The 26963-nt window shown below is 71.8% G+C and carries 24 protein-coding genes; 13 read left to right on the top strand and 11 right to left on the bottom strand.

Going from position 1 to position 26963, the window contains the following annotated elements; genetic code table 11:
* Positions 1–24 precede the first annotated feature (24 nt).
* Both BC793_RS05060 and BC793_RS05055 read left to right on the top strand, forming a co-directional pair.
* Entirely contained in the window at positions 25–2331 is a 2307-nt protein-coding gene (locus BC793_RS05060; RefSeq protein ID WP_109589654.1) for a HelD family protein, read from the top strand.
* A 100-nt stretch (positions 2332–2431) separates the two neighbouring features.
* Positions 2432–3280: a GNAT family N-acetyltransferase gene (locus BC793_RS05055; protein ID WP_109589652.1), complete on the top strand. Its 849-nt coding sequence runs from the start codon at positions 2432–2434 to the stop codon at positions 3278–3280.
* A gap of 89 nt (positions 3281–3369) precedes the next feature.
* Here the strand turns inward: BC793_RS05055 and BC793_RS05050 are convergent, their stop codons facing one another.
* The gene (locus BC793_RS05050; protein ID WP_109589650.1) at positions 3370–4293 is read right to left on the bottom strand and encodes a sigma-70 family RNA polymerase sigma factor; all 924 of its coding nucleotides are present in this window, start codon (positions 4291–4293) and stop codon (positions 3370–3372) included.
* Between the two features lie 331 nt (positions 4294–4624).
* On the opposite strand from BC793_RS05050, the gene BC793_RS05045 reads away from it, so the two are divergent.
* Positions 4625–5125: a DUF456 domain-containing protein gene (locus tag BC793_RS05045; protein ID WP_109590360.1), complete on the top strand. Its 501-nt coding sequence runs from the start codon at positions 4625–4627 to the stop codon at positions 5123–5125.
* Between the two features lie 102 nt (positions 5126–5227).
* On the opposite strand, the gene BC793_RS05040 is transcribed toward BC793_RS05045, so the two are convergent.
* Positions 5228–6439, bottom strand: coding sequence for a D-alanyl-D-alanine carboxypeptidase family protein (locus tag BC793_RS05040; RefSeq protein ID WP_239170114.1), 1212 nt, complete (start codon positions 6437–6439; stop codon positions 5228–5230).
* Positions 6440–6675: 236 nt separating this feature from the next.
* A complete protein-coding gene (locus BC793_RS05035; protein WP_109589648.1) occupies positions 6676–7107 on the bottom strand; it encodes a hypothetical protein in 432 nt (143 codons plus the stop codon).
* 184 nt (positions 7108–7291) lie between these two features.
* Here BC793_RS05035 and BC793_RS05030 point away from each other — a divergent pair, with 184 nt between their 5' ends.
* Entirely contained in the window at positions 7292–7642 is a 351-nt protein-coding gene (locus tag BC793_RS05030) for a histone-like nucleoid-structuring protein Lsr2 (protein ID WP_109589645.1), read from the top strand.
* 276 nt (positions 7643–7918) lie between these two features.
* On the opposite strand, the gene BC793_RS05025 is transcribed toward BC793_RS05030, so the two are convergent.
* From BC793_RS05025 to BC793_RS05010, 4 genes are all read right to left on the bottom strand, one after another.
* Complete coding sequence (locus tag BC793_RS05025) at positions 7919–8797, bottom strand: LLM class flavin-dependent oxidoreductase (protein WP_109589643.1); 879 nt, start codon at positions 8795–8797, stop codon at positions 7919–7921.
* Positions 8798–9050: 253 nt separating this feature from the next.
* On the bottom strand, positions 9051–9515 hold the full coding sequence (locus tag BC793_RS05020; RefSeq protein ID WP_109589641.1) for a MarR family winged helix-turn-helix transcriptional regulator: 465 nt from the start codon (positions 9513–9515) through the stop codon (positions 9051–9053).
* 75 nt (positions 9516–9590) lie between these two features.
* Complete coding sequence (locus BC793_RS05015) at positions 9591–10733, bottom strand: PP2C family protein-serine/threonine phosphatase (RefSeq protein WP_109589639.1); 1143 nt, start codon at positions 10731–10733, stop codon at positions 9591–9593.
* 169 nt (positions 10734–10902) lie between these two features.
* Positions 10903–11289 carry an ATP-binding protein gene (locus tag BC793_RS05010; RefSeq protein ID WP_239170111.1) on the bottom strand — a complete coding sequence of 129 codons (387 nt, stop codon included), beginning with the start codon at positions 11287–11289 and terminating at the stop codon, positions 10903–10905.
* Positions 11290–11418: 129 nt separating this feature from the next.
* On the opposite strand from BC793_RS05010, the gene BC793_RS05005 reads away from it, so the two are divergent.
* On the top strand, positions 11419–13242 hold the full coding sequence (locus tag BC793_RS05005; protein WP_109590356.1) for a sigma-70 family RNA polymerase sigma factor: 1824 nt from the start codon (positions 11419–11421) through the stop codon (positions 13240–13242).
* Between the two features lie 80 nt (positions 13243–13322).
* The gene (gene fgd / locus BC793_RS05000; protein WP_109589635.1) at positions 13323–14321 is read left to right on the top strand and encodes a glucose-6-phosphate dehydrogenase (coenzyme-F420); all 999 of its coding nucleotides are present in this window, start codon (positions 13323–13325) and stop codon (positions 14319–14321) included.
* 9 nt (positions 14322–14330) lie between these two features.
* Here fgd and BC793_RS04995 read toward each other — a convergent pair whose 3' ends face one another.
* Entirely contained in the window at positions 14331–15536 is a 1206-nt protein-coding gene (locus BC793_RS04995; RefSeq protein ID WP_158319199.1) for a glycosyltransferase family 2 protein, read from the bottom strand.
* A gap of 201 nt (positions 15537–15737) precedes the next feature.
* On the opposite strand from BC793_RS04995, the gene BC793_RS04990 reads away from it, so the two are divergent.
* From BC793_RS04990 to BC793_RS04975, 4 genes are all read left to right on the top strand, one after another.
* Positions 15738–16397 (top strand): HAD family hydrolase, encoded by a 660-nt coding sequence (locus tag BC793_RS04990; protein WP_109590354.1) that lies wholly within the window; start codon positions 15738–15740, stop codon positions 16395–16397.
* Between the two features lie 60 nt (positions 16398–16457).
* The gene (locus BC793_RS04985; RefSeq protein ID WP_109589631.1) at positions 16458–18104 is read left to right on the top strand and encodes a sodium:solute symporter family protein; all 1647 of its coding nucleotides are present in this window, start codon (positions 16458–16460) and stop codon (positions 18102–18104) included.
* 13 nt (positions 18105–18117) lie between these two features.
* Positions 18118–18378, top strand: a complete 261-nt coding sequence (locus BC793_RS04980; protein WP_109589629.1) for a hypothetical protein — start codon at positions 18118–18120, stop codon at positions 18376–18378.
* Positions 18379–18467: 89 nt separating this feature from the next.
* On the top strand, positions 18468–18719 hold the full coding sequence (locus tag BC793_RS04975; protein WP_170167198.1) for a hypothetical protein: 252 nt from the start codon (positions 18468–18470) through the stop codon (positions 18717–18719).
* A 5-nt stretch (positions 18720–18724) separates the two neighbouring features.
* On the opposite strand, the gene BC793_RS04970 is transcribed toward BC793_RS04975, so the two are convergent.
* Positions 18725–19813, bottom strand: a complete 1089-nt coding sequence (locus BC793_RS04970; RefSeq protein ID WP_109589627.1) for a PQQ-dependent sugar dehydrogenase — start codon at positions 19811–19813, stop codon at positions 18725–18727.
* 102 nt (positions 19814–19915) lie between these two features.
* Between BC793_RS04970 and BC793_RS04965 the strand changes: the two genes are divergently transcribed.
* From BC793_RS04965 to BC793_RS04955, 3 genes are all read left to right on the top strand, one after another.
* On the top strand, positions 19916–21424 hold the full coding sequence (locus BC793_RS04965; RefSeq protein ID WP_109590350.1) for an alpha/beta hydrolase: 1509 nt from the start codon (positions 19916–19918) through the stop codon (positions 21422–21424).
* Positions 21425–21494: 70 nt separating this feature from the next.
* On the top strand, positions 21495–23285 hold the full coding sequence (gene ggt, locus BC793_RS04960; protein ID WP_109589625.1) for a gamma-glutamyltransferase: 1791 nt from the start codon (positions 21495–21497) through the stop codon (positions 23283–23285).
* 59 nt (positions 23286–23344) lie between these two features.
* A complete protein-coding gene (locus BC793_RS04955; protein WP_109589623.1) occupies positions 23345–23929 on the top strand; it encodes a hypothetical protein in 585 nt (194 codons plus the stop codon).
* Between the two features lie 3 nt (positions 23930–23932).
* Here BC793_RS04955 and BC793_RS04950 read toward each other — a convergent pair whose 3' ends face one another.
* Entirely contained in the window at positions 23933–26086 is a 2154-nt protein-coding gene (locus BC793_RS04950; protein ID WP_109589621.1) for a sensor histidine kinase, read from the bottom strand.
* A gap of 223 nt (positions 26087–26309) precedes the next feature.
* Positions 26310–26927 carry a tRNA (guanosine(46)-N7)-methyltransferase TrmB gene (gene trmB / locus BC793_RS04945; protein ID WP_428839515.1) on the bottom strand — a complete coding sequence of 206 codons (618 nt, stop codon included), beginning with the start codon at positions 26925–26927 and terminating at the stop codon, positions 26310–26312.
* Between the last annotated feature and the right edge of the window lie 36 nt (positions 26928–26963).

Here is a 26963-nt window from a genome sequence, read left to right as displayed (position 1 = left end):
TAAGAATGGCTGCCGAACGCCGGAATGATACCACAAAAAGGGGCGACTTTGTCAAGCTCTAGCGCCGACATCGATTCTGAGCAGGCGTACTTGACCACGCTCTACCAGCGCCTGGATCAATTGCGTGAGCAGGCCGACAACCGGCTGCGCGCGATCCTCCTGGAGGCGGGCGGCACCCCACAGGGCCGCACCCAGCGTGAGGCGACCCGCGCCCACTATGCCGAACAACTGGCACAGTTCAATTCCGTCGAGAACGGGCTCTGTTTCGGGCGACTCGACTTCTCCGCGGACAGTCCGCGCTATATCGGGCGACTCGGCCTCTTCGCCGAGGACCGCGACGCCGGTCCGCTCCTGGTGGACTGGCGCGCCCCGGCCGCCCGGCCGTTCTACCTGGCCACCGCCGTGCACCCGGAGGGCGTCACCCGCCGCCGGCACCTGCGCACCCGCGGCCGGATCCTCACCGGCATCGACGACGAGACCCTCGACATCGAGGCCGGCGACGGCACCGGGCGGGAGGACGTGACCGGCGAGGCCGCGCTGCTCTCCGCCCTGACCGCCAACCGGACCGGCCGGATGCGCGACATCGTCGAGACCATCCAGGCCGAGCAGGACGAGGTGATCCGCTCCAGCCTGCCCGGCGTCCTCGTCGTCCAGGGTGGCCCGGGCACCGGCAAGACCGCGGTCGCCCTGCACCGGGCGGCCTACCTGCTCTACACCTACCGCGAGCAGCTGACCCGCAGCGGTGTGCTGATCCTCGGCCCGAACACCACGTTCCTGCGCTACATCTCCCAGGTGCTGCCGGGCCTCGCCGAGACCGGCGTACTGCTGGCCACCCTGGGCGACATGTTCCCCGGCGTCCGCGCGCGCGCCGCCGAGCCGCCCGCCGTCGCCGCGATCAAGGGAGGCGTCGACATGCTCGACGCCCTGGAGAACGCGGTCGCCGACCGGCAGACGCTGCCCGACGACTTCGTCGAGGTCGACCACGACGGTTATCCGCTGCGCATCGAGCGCGAGGTGCTGCTCGCGGCGCGGACCGCGGCCCGCCGCTCCGGCCGGCCGCACAACGTCGCCCGGCAGATCTTCGTCACCGAGGCCATCCACCAGCTCTCCCGGCAGATCGCCGACCGGATCGGTGCCGACCCGCTCGGCGGCGACAACCTGCTCTCCGAGGCCGACCTCGCCGAGACCCGCCGCGAGCTGCGCGAGGACATCGACGTCCAGCAGGTGCTGTTCGACTTCTGGCCGGTCCTCACCCCGCGCCAGGTGCTGCGCGACCTGCTCAGCGACGCCGGCCGGCTGGAGTCCGCCGGGCTGCCGCCCGAACTGCTGCGGGACCGTTCGGCGGGCTGGACGCCCGCCGACGTCCCCCTTCTCGACGAACTCGCCGAACTCCTCGGCATCGACGACACCCTCAAACTCCGCGAGCAGCAGCGTCAGCGACGAGAGGCCATCGAGTACGCGGAAGGCGTCCTCGAGATCGTCGAAGGCTCCCGGTCCCTGGACTTCGAGGACGAGGGCGCCGAGAAGGACGAGATCCTGTCCGCCCTCGACGTCGTCGACGCGGGTGCGTTCGTCGAACGTCACGAGGTGATCGACACCCGGACCGCGGCGGAACGGGCCGCCGCCGACCGTACCTGGGTCTTCGGTCACGTCATCGTCGACGAGGCGCAGGAACTGTCCCCGATGGCCTGGCGGCTGCTCATGCGCCGCTGCCCGAGCCGCTCGGTCACGGCCGTCGGTGACGTGGCACAGACCTCCGAGCTGGCCGGCACCAACAGCTGGGAGCAGGTCTTCGAGCCGTACGTTGCACAGCGCTGGCGGATCGTCGAACTGAGCGTCAACTACCGCACGCCGGCCGAGGTGATGGCGGTCGCGGCCGACGTGCTCGCCGCCGTCGACCCCGCGCTGCGGCCGCCGCGGTCGGTGCGATCGGCCGGCGTGACACCGTGGGCGCGGCGGGTGACGCCGCTCACCCTCTCCGACGAGCTGATCGCGGAGGTACGCAAGGAGGCCGCCCTCATCGAGGAGGGCCGTCTCGGTGTCCTCGTCCCGGACCGCCTCGAAGGTCCACTCGGTGCCGACCTGGTCGCCGCCGTTCCGGGCGCGGCCGTCGGCGAGCAGCCCGACCTGCTCAACCACGTGACCCTGATGACCGTCCGCCAGGCGAAGGGGCTGGAGTTCGACTCGGTCCTGGTGGTGGCCCCCGACGAGATCATCGCCGAGTCGCCGCGCGGCCTGTCCGACCTCTACGTCGCGGTCACCCGGGCCACCCGCCGGCTCGGGGTCCTGCACACCGCCGACCTCCCGAAAGTGCTGTCCTCCCTCGCCTGACGTCGGTCCGATCTTCGACGATCCGGTGCCGTTTCCGGCGGTGGATCGTTGAAGATCGCCGAGGGTGGGGCCGGGGCGGGCGCGGTGGAAGAGGGTGGCAGTGGCGGAGTTCACGGTGTCGGCGGCCAGCGCCGACGATGTGCGGGTGATCGCCGGATGGGCGGTGGCCGAGGGCTGGAACCCGGGCGACGGGGACGAGAGTGCCTTCTACCCGGTGGACCCGGGCGGGTTCCTCGTCGGGCGGCTGGACGGGCAGCCGATCACGTCCATCGCCGCGATCCGGTACGGGACGGGGCACGGATTCATCGGGCTGTACCTGACCGTTCCCGAGTTCCGGGGGCGCGGCTTCGGGTACCGCACCTGGCGGGCCGGCATGGAACGGCTCACCGGGCGCAACATCGGCCTCGACGGCGTCGTCGCGCAACAGCCCAACTATCGCAAGTCGGGTTTCCGGGACGCCTGGACCACCACCCGCTATCAGGGTGTGCTGGGCGGGCTGCGACGCGATCCCGGGATCGAGGTGACCGACGCCCGCAGTGTCGGGTTCGGTGATCTGGCCGCCTACGACCGGCGGTTCTTCCCGGCCGAGCGGGACGCCTTCCTCGCCCTGTGGATCACGCTGCCCGGGCGCCGGGCCGTCGTCGCGCGGCGGGGCGGGACGGTCATCGGGTTCGCGGCCCGCCGGTCCGCCGGCGACGTGGACCGGATCGGGCCGCTCTTCGCCGACTCGCCGGAGATCGCCGAGTCACTGCTGGCCGCGTTGAGCCTGCCCGGCGGGGACGAGATGCCGGTCATGATCGACGTGCCGGCGGACCACCGGCCGGCGACCCAGCTGGCCGAGCGGGCGGGGCTCAAGGCCGCCTGGGACACGGCCCGGATGTACACCGGCGGCGTCCCCGAGATCGACCGCGCCGGGATCTGGGCGGTCACCTCACTCGAACTGGGGTGACCGCTCCGGTGCCGGCCGTCCGCGGGAAACCGCGGAGACGGTGATGGGCTCGGCGTCCGTGGACGCCGAGCCCATGCTCGTCGAGAAGGTCAGGCGGCCGTGTACGGCTGGGCGCCGCGCCCGATCGCCGTGTGACCGTGCGCGTTGGTCATCGCCAGGCGGCTGCGCAGGGTGGTGCTGCTGGCGATGTTCGCGTAGTAGGTGGCGCGGCGACGGGCCGTGATGCTCTCCGGGTTGTCCGGAACCGGCGCCATCTCCGGGTTGAGGTGCGTGTTCAGGCCGTCGCGCAGCAGCGACAGCGCCTCGGCGCGCAGCTGGGATACCCGCGACTCGGTGACACCCAGGTCGGCGGCGATCTCCGCCATCGGGCGCTCCTGGAGGAAGTACTCGTTGACCACGGTCTGGAGACGCTCCGGCAGCGAGCCGATCGCGTGGTGCAGGTAACCGATCTGCTCGCGGCGCAGCAGCATCTCCTCCGGGCCCGGCTCACGCTCGGTGACCAGGTCGTCGGCGCTGCTCGTGGTGAAGCCCTGCAACGACAGCACGGTCGCCCGCTGCACGTCGGTGTCGGTCTGGTGCAGGTCGGTGGTGGTGGTGCCGAGCGCCTGCGCCAGCTCCTCCGGCGTGGGCGTACGGCCCAGCGTGGTGGTCAGCTGCTGCCGGGTGACGTCGGTGTTGCGGGCCTTCGACCGCACCGAACGGGTCGCCCAGTCCAGCGCACGCAGCTCGTCGAGCAGGGCGCCCCGGATCCGGGTGCCGGCGAAACGGTGGAACGGCACTCCGCGCTGCGGGTCCCAGCCGCGGGCCGCGGTGACCAGCGCGTGCAGACCGGCGCTGGTCAGATCGTCCCGGTGGATGTGGTTCGGGATCCGGCTGAGCATGTCGCGCACCAGGTGGCCGACCAGCGGCATGTGCGTGCGGATCAGGTCCTCCTGCTCGCGCACGGTGAGCACCGGCGTGGCGGAGGCGGTGTCGGCGGCGAAGTCGGCAGCGGTCGTCACGGTGCTGGTCATCTGGTTTCCCCCGGTTGCTCGTCGGCGCCCCTGGCTGGGTGGGCACCGGCTGACAGGAGAAACTTTCAACTCCGGAGGGTGCGCGTACCGGTCACGGACAGTTGCCTACCGGTTGCTTCGGTCCCGGCCCCGGCGACTTCGGCCTCCGGCCCCGTGGGCGGTCGGCCGTCGGCTTGCGGTTCCCCGGGGGTCCGTCCCCTTGCGCTTTCGTTCGTCGTGCCGCTCGCCGGCTTCCGCTCGTTCGGCGTTCGCCCGCTTTCGCGTTGGCCTTCCATCGGCGGGTGAGGGACCCGGTTGAGAGTTCCGGGTGCGGTGCGGCAAGGTGTGCCGCATGGATCTGAGCGATACGGGCGGGGCCGTCACCATCATCTCCGGCCTGGTGATCTTGACGGGGGTGCTCGGCGTTCTCGTGCCGGTGCTGCCCGGCCTGCTGCTGACCTGGAGCGGGGTGCTGCTCTGGTCGCTGCTCGGCGGCGGATCCGGCGGCGCCCGGCTGCTCGTCGCGGTGCTCGCCACACTGATCGCCGGCCTCGGCCTGGTGACCAAGTTCGTGTGGCCGGGCAAGAAACTCAAGGACACCGGCGTGCCCGCCTCAGCCGTTGCCGTCGGCGGCGTGCTCGGCCTGATCGGCTTCTTCGCGGTGCCGGTGATCGGCCTGGTGCTCGGCTTCATCCTCGGCGTCTGGCTGATGGAACTGCGCCGCCTGGGCTCCGAACGCGCCTGGCCGTCGACCCGCTCCGCGATCGCCGCGGTCGGCCTGTCCCTACTGGTCGAGCTGGCCGCGGCCCTGCTGATCGCGGTGCTCTGGCTCTTCGGCCTGGCCTTCGCCTAGCGCCGGTCAGCGGATCTCCGGTCCGGCCTTCGCCCGGCCGGCTTCCGGTCTTCCGGTCTGGCCTTCGCTCAGCCGGACTCCGGGTCTTCGGGTGGCCGGTCCCTATTCGGTCTTGCGTAGGCGGCGCTGACGGCGCTGGGTCAGCAGGAGCAGCAGCGGGATCGCGGTCAGTGCGGCCGCCACCGCGACGGCGGCGACCACGGTGAGCGCGGTCGGGCCTCCCGGATGAGCGGCCTGGACCGCCGCACCCGCCCCGGCGGCCGTTCTCTCCGGAGTGACGAGCGCGGCCCTCTCGGCCGCCGCCACCTCCTCCGGGGTGACCAGCTTGCCGACCGACGTGCCGGCCGGCAGTGCGAAACCCCAGTCGAGCAGCGCGGCACCCTGCTCCCAGCCGCGCAGGGGACGGGCTTCGGCGCCGAGCAGGGTGGCGACCAGGGTACGGCCGTTGCGGGTGGCCGCACCGACGTAGCTGTGCCGGGCCAGGGTGGTGAAGCCGGTCTTCCCACCCAGCGCGCCCGGGTAGTTGTAGATCAGCTTGTTCTCGTTCTGGAACTGGAACCCGCCGGCCTTCGGGTTCTTCTGAGCGGGCATCCGCGCCGACCTGGTCAGCACATACTTGCGGAAGTCATCGCTGGCGAAGCAGACCCGGGCGATGAGCGCCAGATCGTACGCGCTGGTGAACTGTCCTTCGCCGTCCAGGCCGGAGGGGGTGACCGCATGGGTCTGGCGTGCGCCGATCGAGGCCGCCTTGGCGTTCATCGCCGCAACCGTCTTCGCCAGGCCGTCCGGACCGCCGCCACCGGCCAGCCGGGCGAGCGCGTTGGCCGCGTCGTTGCCGGAGTTGAGCATCAGGCCCAGCCACAGCGTGGAGATCGAGTAGGTGCCGCCGACGACCAGGCCGACCGCCGAACTGCCGGGCTCGATGTCCAGGTCGCCCTCGGTCACCCTCATCTTCTGGGCCGGGTCGAGCTGATCGATCGCGGTCGCGGCCAGCAGCATCTTCTGCACGCTGGCCGGGGTCTGGTGCACGTGCGGCCCGCAGGCGCCGAGCACCTCGCCGGTGCCGAGATCGGCGACCAGCCACGTGGTCGCGGTCAGGGCGGGCGGGGCCGGGCTGCCCGCCGGAACGACCAGCCCGTGCGTCGCGAGAGCCTGGCCACCGACCGTCATGTCCTCGGCGACCTCGGCCGGCGGTCTGGGCCGCGGTGGGGCGCTCGGTTTCGCGATCCTCGGCTTGGGACAGGGCACCTCGGCAGCCGACTGGGAACCGGTGGTGAGCGAGGCGGCCCGGCCGAGCGAGGCCGTGCCGTTCAGCGGGCCCGCCGCGTGCACAGAGGTGGCCGGGTGGCGTGAGGCCGTGCCATTCAGCGGGCCAGCCCCGTGCCGGGAGGTAGCCGCGTGGCGGGAGGCCGTGCCGTTCAGCGGCGCCGCCCCGTGCGCGGAGGCGACCGCTTGGCGGGAGGCCGTGGTGGTCGAGGGGGCGGCTGCGGCCGGGGCACCGGAGAGTGGGGTGGCCAGCAGGATCGCGGCCACCGCCGCCGGCAGGGCCCTCACGGCCAGCGGTCACCGGCTGTCAGCCGGCGCTCCAGCAGGGTGGCCAGAGGGATCGGGTCGCCGTCACCACCACCGGCGCCCACGATCAGGCGGGCGGCGCTGGGTGACAGGTCGGCGCCGGCGAACCGGGCCCGCAACGACGGGCTGACGGTGAGCACGTAATAGCCTCCGTCCTCGCCGACGGCGACGGAGCGGTCGGATTTCAGATACCACCCGCGGACGTGCGTCTTGTACGTCGATCGTCCGTCCAGGCTCCGCGCGGCCAGCACGTGCGGTCGCAGCCCGAGCTCGCCGGCCCGGTGGACGAAGTCGTCGAGCAGTGCCTCGGCCCGGCGTGTCTCAGCGGCCCGGTCGGCCTCCAGAGCGGCGGCGCGAACGGCCACGGCGTGCCGTTGCTGCTCCCGCCAGGCGGCCTGCTCGTCCTGCATGGCGCCGACCCTAACGTGGGAACCCGGCCCTCGGCCAACCGGGCTTTGACGGATTCGGCTCCCATTCCCGGCCCCATTCCGATAACCGACCGGAAAGAATTGCCGGATCGCGGTCAGGAGTTGCGCCGCGGACCGGTTGGGCGCCAGACTGGGCGCGGTTGAATTATTCTTCTCGGGAGTCGTTATGGCGCGGCAGGTAATCACCACCCTGATCGACGATCTGGACGGCAACAAGGCGGATCGGACTGTCGAGTTCAGTCTCGACGGCGTCAGCTACACGATCGACCTTTCCGAGGCCAATGCCGGAAAGCTGCGTAAGGCTCTGGATCCGTTCATCAGTGCGGGCACCCGCCTGGGCCGGTCCACGTCGGGGCGCATCCCGTCGCGTGGCGCCGCTCCGGTCCGCACCGCCGGTTCGCGTGACGAGAACCGGCTGATCCGCGAGTGGGCGATCAGCAACGGGCACAAAATCTCCGAGCGGGGCCGCATTCCCCAGGAGGTCAGCAACGCCTACCGGGCCGCGCACGGCCGCTGATTCGTGCCGTTGTCGCCGTGCCGGCGCAGGCCCGGCACGGCGGGTGACCGCTGCTCCTCAGCGTGCCCGGGTGAGAAATCCCACTCGATCTTCGCTGAATCGTTAACAGTCCGAATTGGACTGGGAAATACTTTCCGGACGACGGGCGTCAAAGGCACGACCGGCGTCAAAGGCACGGCCGGAGCACCTCAAAGGCACGGCTGGCGGGCCTCAAAGGCGCCACCGGCGGGCCTCAAAGGCGCCACCGGCAGGCCTCAAAGGTGCGGACGGTGAGTGTCAAAGGCGCAGGCGGGGCAGTTCGGCGGCCACCGCCTCCAGCACCTTCTCGTCGCCGGCGTACCAGCTCGACTCGCGTGGCCAGTGTGCGATCACATCGGTGAATCCGAGTTCGCGAGCTCGCCCGACCGCGTCGGTGAAGGCTTCCACACTGCTCATCGAGAAGATCGGTGACGTGTCCAGGTTGAGGTAGCGGTCCACCGAGTCCAGGGGGCGGCCCGCCGCTTCCAGCGTCGCGGTGAACCGGTCGCGGAGCACGGTCACCTCCTTCCACCAGAGTTCGGCGGTGTCCGCCTGCTGCGGGCCGGTGGTGACCCAGCCGTCGCCGTGCCGGGCGGCCAGGCGCAGCGCCCGCGGGCCGTTGGCGGCGACCACGAACGGCGGCCGGGGCTGCTGGACCGGGCCGGGGGTGCTGCGGGCGTCGACGGCCGAGAACCACTCACCTGACCAGGTGGTCGACGGCTGCCGCAGGATGGTGTCGAGCAGTTCCAGGAATTCGGCGAACCGGTCGACCCGGGCGCGGGGTGTCAGCTCCGGCTGCCCGAGCACCGCCGAGTCGAAGCCGGTGCCGCCGGCGCCCAGGCCGAGGACGATCCGGCCGGCGGAGATGTCGTCGAGGGCGGTGACCTGGCGGGCGAAGTGCACCGGGTGCCGGAAGTTCGGCGTGGCCACATACGTCCCGAGGCGGATCCGCGAGGTGACCAGAGCGGCCGCCGTGAGGGTGGGCACCGAGTCGAACCACGGCCCGGCGATCAGGTCACGCCAGCCGAGGTGGTCGTAGGTCCAGGCGTGGTCGAAGCCGTACTCGTCGGCGAGTCGCCAGCGCCGGCTCGCGACGGTCCAGCGCTGGTCGGGAAGGATCACGATGCCGATACGCACCCGCCGAAGCCTACCGGGACCATGGCACCGCCCCGGCAGGGCCAGGGCAGGAGCGAACCCGCAGCCGACGAAGCCCGGCGCGCGGACCCCGCAGCCCGTGAAGGCGGCGAGCGCAAACCGGCAGCCCGTAAGGCGGCGAGCGCAACCAGCAGCCCGTGAAGGCGGCGAGCGGGGCCGCAGCCCGTGACGGCGGTGAGTGGACCTCGCAGGGTGTGACGGCCGCGAGGGGGAGCAGCGGCCGAGGAAGGGCCGGTCAGGCGCTCTGGAGGTTCTCCCGGCCCGGCGCCTCCGGCGCGGTGGCCGCCGCCCCGAAGGCCTGCAACGCCCGCAACAGGTCCTGCTGCGCGCCGGCCGGCATCCGCTCCAGCACCTCGGCGAGCGCGGCCTGCCGGCGTTCCCGCAGGTCGATGAGGAGCCGCCGGGACGCCGAGGTGAGCAGCAGCCGGACCTCGCGACGATCGCGGGGGTCGGCGACCCGGCGCAGCAGCCCGGTGGCCTCCAGCCGGTCGCAGAGGCGGCTCGCCGAGGACGGCACCACGTCCAGGGCCTCGGCCAGCCGGCTCATGTTGGTGTGCCGGTTACCGGCGACGATGGTCAGTACACGCAGTTGGGCGGGCGGTACGGTGGGTTGCTGAGCGAGCCGCGCCCGTTCGAGGACGGCCACCAGCGCCTCCACCGACGACTCGACAGCCGCGGCGATCTCGGTGGCACGATCCATCCCGTATCCCCGTCATCGGAAGTCGGCGGTCCGTGAACCTGCATGTATACCCGGTTCGGCCCCGCTCTAACACGATCAGCGTCGCCAATCCAGGCAGACCATCACCGCGTCGTCGTCCGGCTCTGCCCCGGCATGGTATTCGCGCAGGCCCCGCAACACCGTACCGACCGCCTCGGTGGCGGGCTGCAACCGTGTCCGGCGTAGCGCGCTGAGCAGCCCGGACTCGCCGAATCGGGAGAGCCCTGCCGGGCCCGCGCCGTGGACGCCGTCGCTGACCACCAGCATCCGGTCGCCGGGTTCGAGCTGGAATCGCTGGATCTCGTAGTGGGCCTCGGCGAACATGCCGAGCGGCAGCTGCTCCTCCAGCGGGACCTGCTCGATCTCGCTGCCGCGGGCGATCAGGCAGTGCGGCGATCCGGCGTCGACCGCGGCCACTCCACCGCTGACCAGGTCGATCTCCAGGAGGAGGGTGGCGGCGTGGACGGTGCCGCCGTAGCGGGAGTGGATCGCGTCGGAGGACAGTTCGGCCTGTTCGACGATGTCGGCGCCACAGCGGCGGGCGTTGCGCATGGCGTTGACGGCCAAGGAGGTGAGCAGGGCGGCCTCCATCCCGTCGCCGTGCCCGTTCAGCACGGTCACGGTCAGCCGGTCGCCCTCCAGCGCCCAGTCGAAGTGGTCGCCGCGCACGTCGTACGCCGGCTCCAGTTGACCGGCGACCAGGAACCGTTCGTCGCCGAGGGCCCGGCCGGGCAGCAGGTCCCACTGCAGCTCGGCGGCCATGGTGAGCCGGCCGCGGCGCCGGGCGCGGTGGTAGCGATCGGTGGCCGTCTCGGCGGCCAGCAGCGCGGTGGCCAGGTCGTCGCTGTCCGCGGCGAGCCGTTCGGACAGATCGTCGGCGGGCGGGGCGGGCAGTTCCACGCGGAGCACGCCGACCCGTTCGCCCCAGCAGGCGAGGGGGAGATGGAGCCGGACGTTACCGGCCGGGGCGCGCTCCAGGCTCGGCTGCTGACTGCCGAAGCATCGCATCGCGGTGGTGGTGTCGGCGGTCTCGGGTTCACCGAGCAGCGGGTGCAGGCGGGTGCCGGTGAGGTCGGGCAGGAGCACCTCGACGGTTCCGGCGGAGAAGTGGCGGCGGAGGTGCTCGGCGGCGACCTCGGGCAGGCGATCGGGTGGCGCGGCCCGCAGGAGTGAGCCGAGGGGTGCCGGCTGATCAGACATTGCAGACTCCTCTCTCAAGCGACCTGCAGACGAACGCGAACCTGACGTGCCGAAGTCGACACGCATGACGAAAGGTCGGCATGCGGACGGCAACGATCGGTTATTTGTTATACGGCAAGCAAATCGCGCCGGGGTACCCCACCCAGGGGGCGACCCGGCGCGACAGGCCTCAGGCGAAGGACTTCTCGAAGTGGATCAGGCTTCCACTGCGCGGGCTGGAGTGCATGCGAACGTTCTCGCCCAGCGCCTTGATCAGGAGTAGACCTCGCCCGCGCTCGCTGGTCGGCGAGGGTACGGCGTCCGCCGCCGGGTCGAAACCGGAACCGTCGTCCATCACGTCGATGGAACAGCGGTCCTGGCCGACGTCCAGGCGGACCTCGAAGCTGTTCGCCCCGTCGGCGTGCTTGACCACGTTGGCGCACGCCTCGGTGAGGGCGATCTCCAGATCGGCGCCGGCCTGACGATCCACGCGGAGGATCGTCAGGGCGCACCGCAACAGCCGGCGCACGGCGGGAACGCTGTCCACCTCGCGGGGCAGATTGAGCCGAACCGACATGCGCATGACGATCCTGTGCCCGTTCGTCGGCCCGGTTAACCGTGACCCTGATGACCGGGTCACTGATTCGTGTTATCCATGTGGGCCGCGCCCGTCTCCCTGTGCAGCGGATACACGGAGTGGAGAGACATGGTGGGACAACCTGACACGGCGACCGTCATCGCGGCCCGCGCCGGCGATCCGGTGGCGGTCGACCGGCTGGTCGCCGGATATCTGCCGCTGGTCTACACCATCGTGGGCCGGGCCCTGGAGGGTCACGCCGACGTGGACGACGTGGTCCAGGAGGTCATGCTCCGGGTCCTGCGCAACCTCGGCGAGCTGCGCGATCCGTCGGCGTTCCGGTCCTGGCTGGTCGCGATCACCGTGCGCCAGGTCCGGGAACGCTTCCGTGCCCGGCCGCCGGCCGACCCGCTCGACCCCGATCTGCGTGATCCGGGCGCCGACTTCACCGATCTGGCGATCACCCGGCTGGAACTGTCCGGACAGCGCCGGGAGACCGCCGAGGCGACCCGCTGGCTCGACGACGACAACCGGGAGCTGCTGTCGCTGTGGTGGCTGGAGGCCTCCGGCGAACTCACCCGGGACGAGATCGTCGACGCCAGCGGTCTCGGCCGCCAGCACGCGGCGGTCCGGATCCAGCGGATGAAGGCCCAGCTGGAGACGGCGCGGGCGGTGGTCCGGGCGCTGCGCGGGCCGCACTGCGCCGAGCTGACCGGCGTTCTCACCGGGTGGGACGGCCATCCCGGTCCGCTCTGGCGCAAACGCATCGCACGGCACACCCGGGACTGCCGGCTCTGCTCGCCGGCCTGGCAGAACCTCGTCGAGGCGGAGCGGTTGCTGGCCGGCATGGCGCTCATCCCCCTGCCGCCCGGCCTGGCGATTTTCAAGATCAACGCCCTCGGGGGTACGGCCACCGGCGCCGTCTCCTCCGCGGCCTCCACGGCGGCACCCGCCTCGATCGTGGCGAAGACCGGTGGCATCGTGGCGCAGAAGGTGCTCGCCGGACTGCTGGCCACCGGAGTCGTGGCGGGCGGCGGGGCGGCCGTCTGGTCGTACCGGAGCCCGGCGGAGCCGATCACGACCGCGGCCGCCGTCGCCTCACCGCAGGCACCGCCTCCGTCGGCCGCCGCGCCCTCGCCCACGCCGTCGGTGACCGGACCGTCGCCGTCTCCCTCCCGTCGGTCGCCCTCGGCGCCGGCCGCACCACCGGTGGCGAACGCCTCGGCCAAGAAGGGCGCCGCGGTGTGGAAGTTCGCCGGGTCGAAAGGTGCGCTCAAGGACGTCGGCGCGTCCTGGTACTACTCCTGGTCGGCCAACGACAACGAGGTGCCCGGACCGGCCGGCGTCGAGTTCGTGCCGATGGTGTGGGGCGCCGCCGACGTCACCGACGCCAGGCTCAAGGAGGTCGAGGCCGAGGGCGACGTGCTGCTCGGCTTCAACGAGCCGGACCTCGCCGAGCAGTCGAACATGACCGTCGAGGCCGCCCTGGCCGCCTGGCCGAAGCTGGAGGCGACCGGGATGAAGCTGGTCAGCCCGGCCGTCGCGTTCGGCGGTGACACGGCCGGCGGCTGGCTGGACCGCTTCATGACCGGCGCGAAGTCCCGGGGCCTGCGGGTCGACGCGATCGCTCTGCACTGGTACGGCTCCGACTTCAGCTCCGCCTCGGTCGACCAGTTCCTCGGGTACGTCGACGCCGTGTACCGCAGATACCGGAAACCCATCTGGATCACCGAGTTCGGTCTGATCAACTTCGGTGGCTCGCCGAAGTACGCCGGCGACGCGCAGAAGGTCGCGTTCATCAAGGGCGCCACCACCGGACTGGAGAAGCGGTCGTACGTCGAGCGCTACGCCTATTTCGGGCTGCCCGCCGTGGGCGACAGCGTGGATTTCGGGCTCTACCTCGACGGCGACAGCCCGACAGCGGCGGGAAGGGCGTACCGGGCGGCCGGGTGACCCTCGCGTGATCCGATCCACAAGGGAGTGCCCCCGCCGAACGAGGGGCCCGGCCGCCGGGGCGAGGTTAGTCTTCGGTAATGATTCGGTTCGGGTACAAGGCGTCGGCGGAGCAGTTCGCGCCGGCTGAGCTGCTCAAGTACGGCATTCTGGCGGAGGAGCTGGGCTTCGACTCGGTGTTCGTCAGCGACCACCTGCAACCGTGGCGGCACGACGGCGGCCATGCCCCGGCGGCCCTGCCCTGGCTCGGGGCGCTGGCCGCCCGGACCGAGCGGGTGCTGATCGGGACCAGCGTGCTGACCCCGACCTTCCGCTACCACCCGGCCGTGGTGGCGCAGGCCTTCGCGACCCTCGGCTGCCTCGCCCCGGGCCGGGCGATCCTCGGTGTCGGCTCCGGCGAGTCGCTCAACGAGGTGCCGCTCGGCACGCAGTGGCCGGACGGCAAGGAGCGGTTCGCCCGCCTCAAGGAGGCGGTGCTGCTGATCCAGAAGCTGTGGGCCGAGGACCGCGTGACGTATGAGGGGCAGTTCTACAAGACCGAGAACGCCACCATCTACGACAAGCCGGAGGTGCCGGTGCCGATCTACATCGGGGCCTCCGGTCCGGCCGCGACCCGGCTCGCCGGCCGGATCGCCGACGGGTTCATCACCACCAGCGGCAAGGGGCACGGGCTCTACACCGACACGCTGCTCCCGGCGGTCACCGAGGGCGCCGAGAAGGCCGGCCGCAAGATCGACGACCTGGATCTGCTGATCGAGGTCAAGGTGTCCTTCGACGACGACATCGAGCGGGCCCGCAACGACACCCACTACTGGGGTGCGCTGGCGCTGTCGCCGGAGGAGAAGACCGGCGTCGAGGACCCGATCGAGATGCAGCGGCTCGCCGACGCGCTGTCGGTCGAGCGGACCGCCACCCGGTGGATCGTCTCGTCCGACCCGGCCGAGCACGCCGCCAAGGTCTCCGAGTACCTCGACATGGGCTTCAAGCACCTGGTGTTCCACGCGCCGGGGCCGGACCAGGAGCGTTTCCTGCGCCTCTACTCGGAGCAGATCCTCCCGCAGTTGCGCTCGCGCACCTAGGGCCGTCGCTCACACCGAGCGGAGGTGCCCCCGGGTGCCTCCGGAGCCGCTGCCCTCGCCGTTGATGACCCGCAGGTCGGGGCGGCGGCCGGTGTTGAGGTCGGTCTGACCGTCGCGCCAGCGGCGCCGGTGCGGGGAGTCGGCGTTCGGGCGGTCGTTGCCCGGCCGTCCGGTGGCCGCACGGCGATCGGGGGTGGCGTCGGTACGCCGGCGCTCCGGTCCACGGCGGTCGCTGCCGCGGCGGCGGTCCGCGATGCCGATGCCGGCGCTGTTCGGGTGGTCGGCGCCGGTCGCGGTCATCCGGTTCGGTGCCGGCCAGCGGCGCAGACCCGGATCGGTGGGCCGATGATCGGCGCCCGGCTGGCGCGGGGTGTTCACCGGGCCGACGAAGATCGGGGCCGGGATCGGGCGGGCCGGATCCCCGGGCGTCAGGCGGGACAGGTCGGCGAGCGTCGGGCGGCCCGGTTCGCCGGGCGTGCGGCGGGACGCTTCGCCGGGCGTGCGGCGGCCGGGTTCGCCGGGCTCATGGTGGGACGGGCCGCCGGTCAGGATCACGATGCTCTCCGCGCCGGATGCCGGAGCGCCCCGGCGCCGTGCCAGAGCCTCCCGGATGATTCCGGCGAGTCCGGGCAGCAGGGCGGTGCCGCCGATCTGCGGGTAGTACGTCACCGGTATCTCGGCCACGCGCAGCCCGGCAGCCCGGGAACGGGCCGTGAGCAGCGGCTCGACGTCCCGCCCGTCGCCCCGGTCGGGGTCGGTGCCGGCCACCCGCGGCAGGCCGAGGCGGTCGGCGTGGTCCCGCCGGAAGGCCCGGAAACCGGCGCCGGGCCCGGACGGTCGGCAGCCGAGGAGAACACTCATGAACCAGAGCAGGACGAGGTCGGACCGCCGCGCGGTCCGGACACCCTCCGCGACGTCACAGGCGCGGCCGGCGGAGGTGCCGAGCGCTTCGACGAGCCGGGGCAGGTCGGCCGGATCGCAGGAGCCGTCGCCGGGCAGCGTGACGATCACGTCGCCGGTCGCGGCGGCCACCCCGCAGGCGATCGCGTTGCCGGCTCCGTGGCGGGTCTGCCGGATCACCCGGGCGGCCCGGGGCAGCGGCAGGACGGTGTCCTCGCCGGGCCCGACGACCACGATGATCTCGCTCACCGGCGGCAGTCCGGCGAACAGGAGCGGCAGCCGGTCGACGGACGCCAGGGGGATCACAACGCTCACGGAGTGTAACTGCGGCACTGGCATGTAATACGGCTCCCGGCTCGGCGGCGTTGCTGCGCCCGAAGCTACCGGCCCGCAACCTGCCTGCACCCTGTCCTATCGGTTGAGGGTGATCATCTCCGCGGACCGAACCGGCGGTGACGGCCCGTGTGCGTTGCCGGGCCGTCACCGACCGTACAGAAGTTGGATAGGGTGATCGATGTGAAGAACAGCATCGAGGCGGTCGTCTTCGACCTGGACGGCGTCATCATCGACACCGAGGAGGTGTGGGAGGAGGTGCGCCGCGGTTACGTCGCCGAGCACGGCCGCGAGTTCCTGCCCGACTCCCAGGACCGGATGATGGGCATGAGCACCGGGGAGTGGTCGGCTCATCTGGCCGACGAGGTGGGCGTACCGCGTACCGCCGAAGAGGTCGCCGCCGACGTCCTGGGCCGCATGGCCGGACGCTACCGGGAGGACCTGCCGCTGATCCCCGGGTCGGTCGAGACGGTCCGGGCGCTCGCCGCGCGGTATCGCCTGGCGCTGGCCAGCTCGTCGGCTCGCATCCTGATCGACCAGGTGCTGGCGACGGCCGGGCTGACCGACGTCTTCGAGGTGACCCTGTCGACCGAGGAGGTGCCGCGCGGCAAGCCGGCGCCGGACGTCTATCTCACCGCGGTCGCGAAGCTGGGTCTCACTCCGGGGGTCTGCGCCGCCGTGGAGGACTCCAGCAACGGCCTGCGGTCGGCGGCCGCGGCCGGTCTCACCGTCGTCGCGGTGCCGCACGGTGTCTACCCGCCGGCCGAGGACGCCCTGGCCGGAGCTCATCTGGTGGTGAAGGCGATCACCGAGGTGACGCCCGAAAAAATTTCGAGTCTGTGAGTTCGGTGTGAGAATTCTTCGTTAGGGGTACGTCGCGGGCCACACTCATGGAGGTGACCCGTGACGGGACTCCGGCTCGACGTGGGGTTCGTCGACTACCTGATCCTGGCGATCTATTTCGTCACCGTTCTCGGTGTCGGTTTCGCCGCCCGGCGCGCGATCAAGAGCAGCGCCGACTTCTTCCTCTCCGGCCGGTCGATGCCCGCGTGGGTGACCGGCCTGGCCTTCATCTCGGCCAACCTGGGTGCCCTGGAGATCGTCGGCATGGCCGCGAACGGCGCCCAGTACGGCCTCATGACGCTGCACTACTACTGGATCGGCGCGGTGCCGGCCATGGTGTTCCTCGGCATCGTGATGATGCCGTTCTACTACGGCTCCAAGGTGCGCAGCGTCCCCGAGTTCCTGCGGCTGCGGTTCAACCGGCCCACCCACCTGTTCAACGCGGTCAGTTTCGCGGTGGCGCAGGTCCTGATCGCCGGTGTCAACCTGTACGCCCTGGCGCTGATCCTTCAGGCGCTGCTCGGCTGGCAGCTCTGGACGTCGATCGTGGTCGGCGCGGTGATCGTGCTGTCGTACATCGTGCTGGGCGGGCTGTCCGCCGCGATCTACAACGAGGTGCTCCAGTTCTTCGTGATCATCGCGGGTCTGCTGCCGATCACGATCATCGGCCTGGTCAAGGTCGGCGGCATCGACGGGCTGTTCGAGAAGGTGCGGCAGAGCCCGCTCGGCGAAGCCGGCCTGCACACCTGGGCGGACACCGGCGGTACGGAGAACCCGCTCGGCGCGAGCTGGATCGGCATCGTCTTCGGCCTCGGGTTCGTGCTGTCGTTCGGCTACTGGACCACCAACTTCGCCGAGGTGCAGCGGGCCCTGAGCGCCAAGGACATGAGTGCGGCCCGGCGAACCCCGATCATCGGCGCGTTCCCGAAGCTGCTGATCCCGGCGGTGACCGTGATCCCCGGCCTGATCGCCCTGGTCACGGTGCAGGGGCTGGGTGCCGCGGAGGGCGACCTGACCTACAACAACGCGATCCCGCTGCTGATGCGCGATCTGCTGCCCAACGGTGTGCTCGGGGTGGCGGTGACCGGTCTGGTGGCGTCGTTCATGGCCGGTATGGCGGCGAACGTCAGCGGGTTCAACACGGTCTTCACCTACGACATCTGGCAGGCGTACATCCGTAAGGACCGGGACGACGCCTACTACGTGCGGGTGGGCCGGATCGCGACGATCGCCGGCATCGTGGTCGGTATCGGGACGGCGTTCATCGCGGCCGGGTTCGACAACATCATGAACTACATCCAGGCGCTGTTCTCGCTGTTCAACGCGCCCCTGTTCGCCACCTTCATCGTCGGCATGTTCTGGAAGCGGATGTCGGCGTGGGCCGGGTTCTGGTCGCTGTTCCTGGGCTTCCTGGCCGCGTTCGTGCTCTACATCCTGCACCTGACCGAGGTCCTGAAGTTCAACTCCGACCTGGAGCAGAGCTTCTGGGGCGCCGGCCTGGCCTTCGTGGTGGCGGTCGTGGTGGCCCTGCTGATCACCCCGTTCACGCCCGGCAAACCCGATGACGAGTTGCGGGGCCTGGTCTACGGCCTGGACAGCTCAACCGGTGACGTGCTGACCGCCGACCGGGTCTGGTGGCGCAACCCGGTGCTGCTCGGCGTGATCGCCGTGGTCCTGGCCATCATCCTGTACATCCCCGTCTGGTAGAGGAGACGAGACCATGGCGGAACGCAAACTGGCCCGGCTGTTCGACGTACGGCGGGTGATCGGTGGCCTGTTCGTGGTGTACGGCCTGATCGTCACCCTGATCGGTGTCCTCGACGGGCCCTCGGAGCTGGAGAAGGCGCAGGGCGTACGCATCAATCTCTGGATGGGTCTCGGCATGCTGGCGCTGGGCCTGCTGATGCTGCTCTGGCTGCGTCTCAACCCGCCGCCGGAGCCGGCCGACCCACCGGCGGAGACGGCGGACCGCGAGGTCTGATTACCGGCTCGGTGTGCCCGGGTTGCGATCGGGTTAGAGAGGACCCGCGAATCGTCAACCCGGGCCCCGGTCCGACCGATTACCGGGGCATGGAACCCCTCGCCTCAATCAGCGGCCTCGCTACCGAGGCCAGCCGTCGGCCCATCGGCTGGCAGGTGCAGCTCCGCGTCGACTACGTCGTCAACAAGGTGATGCAGACGCATCGCGGCCAGTCCGAAGACGCCGTCAAGCAGGCCATCCAGGACCAGCTTCGGGTCTACGGCGTCGTGCCCAACAACCGCCAGGTAAGTCAGTACGCGACGGCCATCTCGGCGTTGCCCCAACTCCCGCCCGCCGGCTGAACCCCCTATTTCGCCGGGAACCGCAGGATGCGGTCGTCGCCGTCGCGTGTGTCGCCGCGGCCGTCGGTGTTCGAGGTGGTCAGCCACAGCGAACCGTCCGGCGCCACGGCGACCGTGCGCAGCCGTCCGTACCTCCCGGTGAACTCCGCCTTCGTCGAGCCGCCGCCGAGCGGCACCGTCCACAGTCGTTCGCCCCTGAGGGCGGCGACGTAGAGGGTGCCGCCGGCCACGGCCGCGCCGCTCGGGGAGGCCTCGTCGGTGCCCCACTGCACGATCGGGTTCACATACCGGTCGTCGTCGGTACGGCCCTCGACCTCGGGCCAGCCGTAGTTCTTTCCCGCCTCGATGACGTTGACCTCGTCCCAGCGGTTCTGACCGAACTCGATGCCGTACATCCGGCCCTGCGCGTCCCAGGCGATGCCCTGCACGTTGCGGTGGCCGAGACTCCAGACCGGCGAGCCCGCCCACGGGTTGCCGGGCGCCGGCCTGCCCTCCGGGGTGAGCCGCAGGATCTTGCCGGACGGGTCCGCCCGGTCCTGTGAGCGGGACTCCTCGCTCGCGTCGCCGGTGCCCACGTAGAGCATGCCGTCCGGGCCGAACGCGATCCGGCCGCCGTTGTGCCGGCCGCCCCGGGTGATCCCGTCGAAGATCACCTCCGGCTCGCCGCCGGCCACCTTGAACCGGATGATCCGGTTGTCGGCGGCCGCGGTGAAGTACGCATACACCCAGTCGTCGCGCACGGCCAGGCCGAGCAGCCCGCCCTCGCCGCCGGACTCCACGCCCGGCACCCGGTACACCTCGCGCGGCTCGCCGCCCGGCGCGATCTCCAGGATCCGGCCGGTGTTGCGCTCCGCCACCAGGGCGCTGCCGTCCGGCCGGAAGGCCAGTCCCCACGGCACGTCGATGCCGGTGGCGATCGTCTCCGGGGCGCCCAGATCGGGTGTGCCGGGCACCGACGGCGCCGGGGCGGGGGTCACCGCTCCGGTCACCGACGGGACCGGGGCGACGGTCGGCGGCGCCGCCGAGCCGTCGGAGGAGCAGGCGGTCAGCACGGCCAGACCGGCGGCTGCCGCGGCGAGTCGCGTGATGGTCATCGGTCTACGGTGCCACGGCGACGGCGTACCGGCATGACTCGTCTGCGGTAAATGATGTTGTTTGCCGCATTCGCCGCGTGGATCCGGACCAAGATGGGCTCGATGCCAGCTTTGGGACGGCCGGTCGCGGCCGCGATCCTCACCCTCACCACCCTCCTCGGGTACGCGCCGCAACCGGCCGTGGCCGACCGGGCCGTCGGTGTGCCGCCCCGGGTCCTGCGCGACGTCGTCCCCGGCCCGATCCGCTGGAAGGACTGCCCCGAGGACGAGCGGGTCCAGTGCGGTCTGATGCGCGTACCGGTGGACTGGACCGCCCCGTTCGGCCCGCAGATCGACGTCCAGTTGGCCCGCCGCCCGGCCGCCGACCCGGCACGCCGGATCGGCGTCCTGATGGTCAACCCGGGCGGCCCCGGTGTCTCGGCGGTCAACCTCGCCCTCGACCACGACTTCTTCGGCTCCGGGGTGAGCAGCCGGTTCGACATCGTCGGCCTCGACCCGCGCGGGGTCGGCCGCAGCGCCCCGATCCTGTGCGACCAGAAGCTGGTCGACGCGAAACCGTCGCCGCTGTACGGCAGCGAGGCCGAGTTCCGGAAGGCCGAGGACTACAACCGGCGACTCGCCGCGGACTGCGCCGGCCGCAGCGGGCCGGTCTACGGGTACGCCGACACGATCAGCGTGGCCCGGGACATGGAAGCCGTCCGGATGGCCCTCGGCGAGGAGCGGATCAGCTTCTTCGGCGCCTCCTACGGCACCCTGCTCGGCCAGCTCTACGCCGAGCGCTACCCGGGGCGGATCCGTGCCCTCGCTCTGGACAGCGTGATGGACCACAGCGCCGGCGTCGACGCGTTCCTCGACCAGACCGCGGACGCCGTGCAGTCGGCGTTCGACCAGTTCGTCGCGTGGTGCGCGCGCGACGACAGGTGTGTGCTGCGCGGGCGCGACATCCGGGTCATGTGGGCCGAGTTGCTGCGGCGGTCCGCGGCGGGGCAACTCGTCAACCCGTACGACCCGCCCAGCCGGATCGGCACGTGGGAGCTGATGTCGGCGGCGTTCAGCGCCTTCTACGACCCGCAGTGGTACTCGTTCGCCCACTACCTGAAAGAGGCGTACGACCCGGCGCCCACCCCGGTGGGCCGCCGGGCCGTCCCGCGGCTGGTGGATCTCACCCCGCACAGCTTCCCCGCCGTCTTCTGCCAGGACTGGTCGCTGCCGGTCGGCGGCTTCACCGGCTACCGCGACCGGCTGCGCGCGCTGGCCGGCCGGGCCCCGCAGATGCGGGCCTCGCCGCTCGCGCTGACCGCCGTCTCCGGCTGCCTCGGCCGGGCCGCCGCGCCGGTCAACCCGCAGCGGCCCATCCCGAGGGCGGCCGGCCCGGTCCTCGTCGTCAACTCCCGGTACGACCCGGCCACCGCCTACCCCTGGGCGCAACAGGTGGCCCGGCAGCTCGGCCCGTCCGCACGGCTGCTCACCTATCAGGGCTGGGGGCACGTGGCCTACCGGCACAGCACGTGCGTGAGCGCGACCGTCGACCGCTACCTCACCGAGCTGACCCTGCCCGCCGAGGGCGCGAGCTGCCCGGCGGTCGAGCCGAAGCCGTTCGGGGTCGGCTGATTTGTTGCGCCGACGGTCCCGTCCCGGTAGGCAGATATGGACGACCGGCAATGCCCAACCTGGAGGGCCGATGCGGTTCCTGCCCGCGCTGACAGCGCTGTCACTCACCACCCTGGGATTCGTGGCCGCCTCCCCACCGGCACTCGCCGGTGGGGTCATCAAACAACCCACCGCGATCGGGTACGGCGGCGCGGTCGCCACGGTCGACGCGGAGGCCACCGCGATCGGGCTGGACGTGCTGCGCCGTGGCGGCAACGCGGTCGACGCGGCGGTCGCCGCGGCTGCGGCTCTCGGTGTCACCGAACCGTTCTCGGCCGGGATCGGCGGTGGTGGCTTCTTCGTCCACTACGACGCGCGCACCGGGCGGGTCTCCACCATCGACGGGCGGGAGACCGCGCCGGCCACGGCCACCGAGAAGTACTTCATCGACCCGGTGGACGGACTGCCGTACGACTTCAACGAGGCCCGGGTCAGCGGCCTCTCCGCCGGCACCCCCGGCACCGTGGCCACCTGGGAGGCGGCCCTGCGCCGCTGGGGCACCCGGTCGCTGTCCGCCTCCTTGCAGCCGGCCGCCCGCCTCGCCGACCGCGGCTTCACCGTCGACGCCACGTTCCGTCAGCAGGTCGCCGACAACGCCGCCGCGTTCGGGCAGTTCACGTCGAGCCGGGAGCTGTACCTGCCGGGTGGGGCCCCGCCGGCGGTCGGCACGACCCAGCGCAACCCGGACCTGGCCGACACCTACCGGCTGATCGCCCGGGAGGGCACCGGGGTCTTCTACCGCGGGGCCGTCGCGGAGGACATCGTCGACGCGGTGCAGCACCCGCCGGTCGCCGCCGACCCGTGGGGCACGTGGGCGTACCCGATCCGTCCCGGTGTCCTGACCCGGGCCGACCTGGCCGGATACCGGTTGCGGTACCCGGCGCCGACCCGGTCGGACTATCGCGGGCTGACCGTCTACGGCATGTCCACGCCGTCCAGCGGCGGCGTCGCGGTCGGCGAGGCGCTGAACATCCTGGAGGCGGGGCTGCCCACCTCGGCGACCGGGATCGAGAAGCTGCACTACTACCTGGAGGCCACGGCGCTCGCCTTCGCCGACCGGAACCGGTTCGTGGGGGCGTACACCTCGCCCTCGGTCCTGAAGAAGTTGATCTCGGATCGCTGGGCGGCCCAGCGTGCCTGCCTGATCGACCGCACGAAAGCCCTGGTCAAGCCGGTCGCGCCGGGTGATCTGAACGGCTCCGGCTGCACCCGTGCGGCGGTCGGCCGGCCGGTCGAGGAGGGCCAGAGCACCACCAACCTGACCGTTGCCGACCGGTGGGGCAACATCGTCGAGTACACCTTCACCATCGAGGCGACCGGCGGGAACACCATGGTCGTGCCGGGCCGCGGCTTCCTGCTCAACAACGAGCTGACCGATTTCAACTTCGCACCCACCCAGGGCACCGCGCCCGACCCCAACCTGCCCGGTCCGGGCAAGCGGCCGCGCAGCTCGATGTCGCCGACGATCGTGCTCAAGGACGGCAGGCCGTTCCTCGCGCTCGGTTCGCCCGGTGGCGCCACCATCATCACCACCGTCACCCAGCTGCTGCTCAACCGGGTGGAGCTGGGCATGACCCTGCCCGAGGCGATGGCCGCGCCGCGTGCCTCCCAGCGCAACAGTGCCGGGATCCAGGCGGAGGCCGCGTTCCGTCTCCAGTACGGCCCGGCGCTCACCCCGCTCGGTCACACATTCGCCGCCGACGCCCCGGAACTCGGGGCGGCCACCGCGATCGAATTCACCCGGGGCGGCGGGTTCATCGCCTCGGCCGAACCCGTCCGCCGAGGTGGCGGGGCGGCCGGAGTGGTGCGCCCGGCACGCTGAGCCTTTGCGGTCTCCCCGATCGGTCGGCCATCATGGTGCGGGCCGATCGGGGAGAGGCAATGAGTTTCGAGAGCAAGGCGCCGCACGAGGGCAACCTGGACACCTTCGGTCTGGCGACCCGCAGGGTGATCCGATTCAGCATCGCGTTCCTGGTGATCGCCCTGCTCAGCGCCGGGCTGGTGCTGGCCGGGGTGAGCGCGATCCAGACCGGCGCCGCCGACCCCAACTCGCCCGGCACCCAGGCCACCCTGGTGCTCGGCATCCTGATCCTCGGTCTGGTGACCTGGGTCTGCATCATCGGCCTGCTGATCTCCACGATCGTCTGGATCGTCAGCGCCCACAAGGTGTCGCCGACCGGCCCCGGCGCGGCCGGATACGGCGGCCTCTTCGTCACCCTGCTGCTGATCAGCCTCAGCTACATCCTCCCGGTGACCCAACTGGCCGCCTCGGGCCTCCGGCTCGGCGGCTGGGCCGCCCTCATCACCGGCGTCGTCCTGGCCCGCGCCCGGATCCGCCGGGAGACCGGTCTCCGCGACCTCGGCGGCCGCCCGAGCACCATCCTGCAGCGCGACGACTGGGACGCCTCGAAGTGGGACCCGGAGGTCCATCGCGACATCGAGCGCCGCGGCCGGCCCGGCGAGTAGGGCTCACCGTACTTCGAGGGGCAGCCTGACCAGCACCGTCGTGCCCGCGTCCCCACCGGTCAGCTCGATGCTGCCCTGGTGTTTCTCGACCACGGCGCGGCTCAGCGTCAGGCCCAGCCCACTGCCCGGCAGGATCCGGTCGTGGCCGCGGGCGGTCCGGAAATGCCCGGTGAACAGCTGCTCGCGCTCGGCTCGCGGCACATCGCCGGCCGCGTCCGACACGGCCAGCTCGGCCGCCCGCCCGGTGCTGCGCAGCGACACCGCCACGTGCCCGCCGTCCGGGCTGAACCGGACCGCGCTGCCCAGCAGGTTCTCCACGATGTGCCGCAGCCGGTCCCGGTCGCCCGGCACGATCAACTCGCCCGGCAGGTCGGCGTCGATCACCACGGGAGCGCCGTCGATGGCCACCCGCGCCCGGTCCACCACCTCACGGACCACCGCGGCGAGATCCATGGGGGTACGCCGTACGTCCGCGTGCCCGGCGTCCAGCGCCGACAGCTCCAGCAGCTCGTTGATGATCTCCCGGAGCTGGTTGGTGTTGCGCTCGATCACCGCGATCAGGCGCGGGCCGTCCCGGACCAGGGTCGCCTCGTCGGCCTCCCGCAGCAGCTCCGTGTAGGCGCTTATCGACGTCAGCGGGGTGCGCAGTTCGTGGCCGATCAGGGCCAGATACTCGTTCTTGCTCCGGGTCAGCTGCCGCTGCAGATCCTCCACCCGGCGCCGTTCCACGAACTGCCCCAGATGCGCGGCGATCCCCGACATCAGCGCGACCAGCTCGTCCTCCGGGTCCTCCACCGAATCGGCGAACACCGTCAGCACCCCGATCGGGCCCGCCCCGTCGTGCACCGGGATCGCCAGCGCGGTGTGCAGCCGGTCCGCCGAGGTGTCCGGGGAGATCAGGCTCTGCGGGCGGCCCACGTCGCGGATCCACAGCGGCTTGTCCACCTGCCAGGCCCGGCCGGCCAGACCCTGCCCGTACGCCAGCCGCTCCGGCACCGGGATCCCCGACGGCCAGCCCGGCGTGCTCCACCGGGCCGCCGCACGGATCGTCCCCTCGTCGACCGTCCACAACTCGGCGTGCACCCAGTCCAGGGTCGCGACCACCGCCTCCAGCACCCGCGGCCCCGCCGCCTCGATGCTGGCCGCCCCCGCCAGCGCCGTCGTCACCGCCAGCTCACAACTGCGGAACCGCTCCGCCCGCCGCTGCCGGGTCACGTCCTGGACCGCCTGCACGGCGCCCACCACCCGGCCGTCCAGCCCGCGGATGGGCTGCGCGTCCATCAGGAAGAATCTGGTCCGGCGGCCACGTCCGTGCGCGGCGATCGGCGCGTCGCGTACCCGTTCCCCGCGCAGCGCCCGGAACAGCCCGAGTTCCTCCCGCAGCAGCGGAACGCCCGAAGCGTCGGCCAGCCCCGTCACGTCCTCCACCGGCGAGTCGCCCCACAGCCGGCGCATCCGCTCGTTCACGAACACCACCCGGCCGGCGGCGTCACACGCGGCCACCCCGTCGTGCAGGCTGTCCAGCACCGCGTCCAGGAACCGGTGCTGCTGCTCCAGCTCGTGCCGGGCCAGTTGCTCGCCGATCAGCAGCGTCGCCACCTCGGCCGCCTCCGCCACCGCGGCGATCTGCTCGGCCGTCCACTCCCGCGGCCGGCGATCGTAGGCGCAGCAGACACCCAGCACCATGCCCATCCGGTCGTGCACCGGGTAACCCAGGTAGGCGCCGCCGTGGTCACGCAGCACCCCCGCCGGCACCCGGTCGTCGGCCAGCGCGTCCGACACGGCGAGGGTGTCACCGGTACGCACGACGATCCCGCCGAGTGACGACTCCAGGTCGGTGTGGTTGATCTCGTCCCAGTCGGCGGCGACACCCCAGCTGCCGTACAGGCGCAGCCGGTCACCCTCGACGAACTGGACGCAGGCGCTCGGCGCGGACGCCGCCCGGGCCGTCAGCGCCGCCAGCTGGTCGGCGGAGCCGCTGGTCAGGACACCACGATGCGTGGGAGATCCAAGAAAACCGGCGGCGGCCGCCGACGAACGTGGATGCTCGTCGACGGCCGTCCCCCCGTAAGGCGTGGCCGTGCGCGCGGGAATCGCGGCTTCCGCCGCGTGCGTCCGTCCGGACCGCCCGGCGTCGCCGGGGCCTTCTCGCCGCATGGCCGACCTCCACCTCAAGCCTAGATGCGCGAAAGGGCTGAAACCGGCAAATGACGCGGTGCGCGTCCGCTACCCCTTCGCGGCGGGGTGACTGCGATCCGCCCCACATCCTTCAGTGTCGGCCGCCGTCGCCCGACCCTTTGGCCCAGGTTTTCCGCCGGCGTCCCGGGACGTCGGCGGCGGTAGCCGCCGCGCGCTCTCCCGGCGTCGCCGCTCGGTCGGGTCAGCGTCGCTCGTACCGCAGATCGGTGATCGGGCGTCCCGCCGCGGTGCCGCGCCGTTCGAACTTCGTCTCCGGGCGACCGTGCGGTGCGGCCGGCAGGCGCCGGAGGCCGGGATCCGCGTCCAGGGTCCCGGCCATCGCCTCCGCATACTCCGGCCAGTCGGTCGCGCAGTGCAGCACGCCGCCCGGGCGCAGTCGTTCCCGCAGCACAGCGACGTTCGACGGCTGAATCAGGCGCCGCTTGTGATGGCGGGCCTTCGGCCACGGGTCCGGGAAGAACACATGCACGGCGTCCAGGCTTCCCGGGGCGATCCGCTGGGCCAGTTCCATCGCATCGCCGTGCGCGACGCGGACGTTGCCGAGTGCCAGTTCGCCGGTGAGGGCCAGCAGGTTCCCGATGCCCGGGGTGTGCACCTCCACACCGAGGTAACCGCGGCCGGGGTCCGCGGCGGCCATGGCGGCGGTCGCGTCACCCATCCCGAAACCGATCTCCAGAACCACCGGGATCTCCCGGCCGAACAGTTCCACCAGATCCAGCGGCGTCCGGTCCCCGTCGATCACCGTCAACCCGAGCCGTGGCCACAACGCGGCGTGCGCGTCCGCGTGACGGCTGCTCATCCGCCCACGGCGCGGATGGAAGGTACGAATGGGCCT

The organism is Actinoplanes xinjiangensis, assembly GCF_003148685.1.
Classification (GTDB): domain Bacteria; phylum Actinomycetota; class Actinomycetes; order Mycobacteriales; family Micromonosporaceae; genus Actinoplanes; species Actinoplanes xinjiangensis.
Note: the sequence above shows the minus strand (reverse complement) of the source record. Positions and strands in the feature narration are given on the sequence as shown.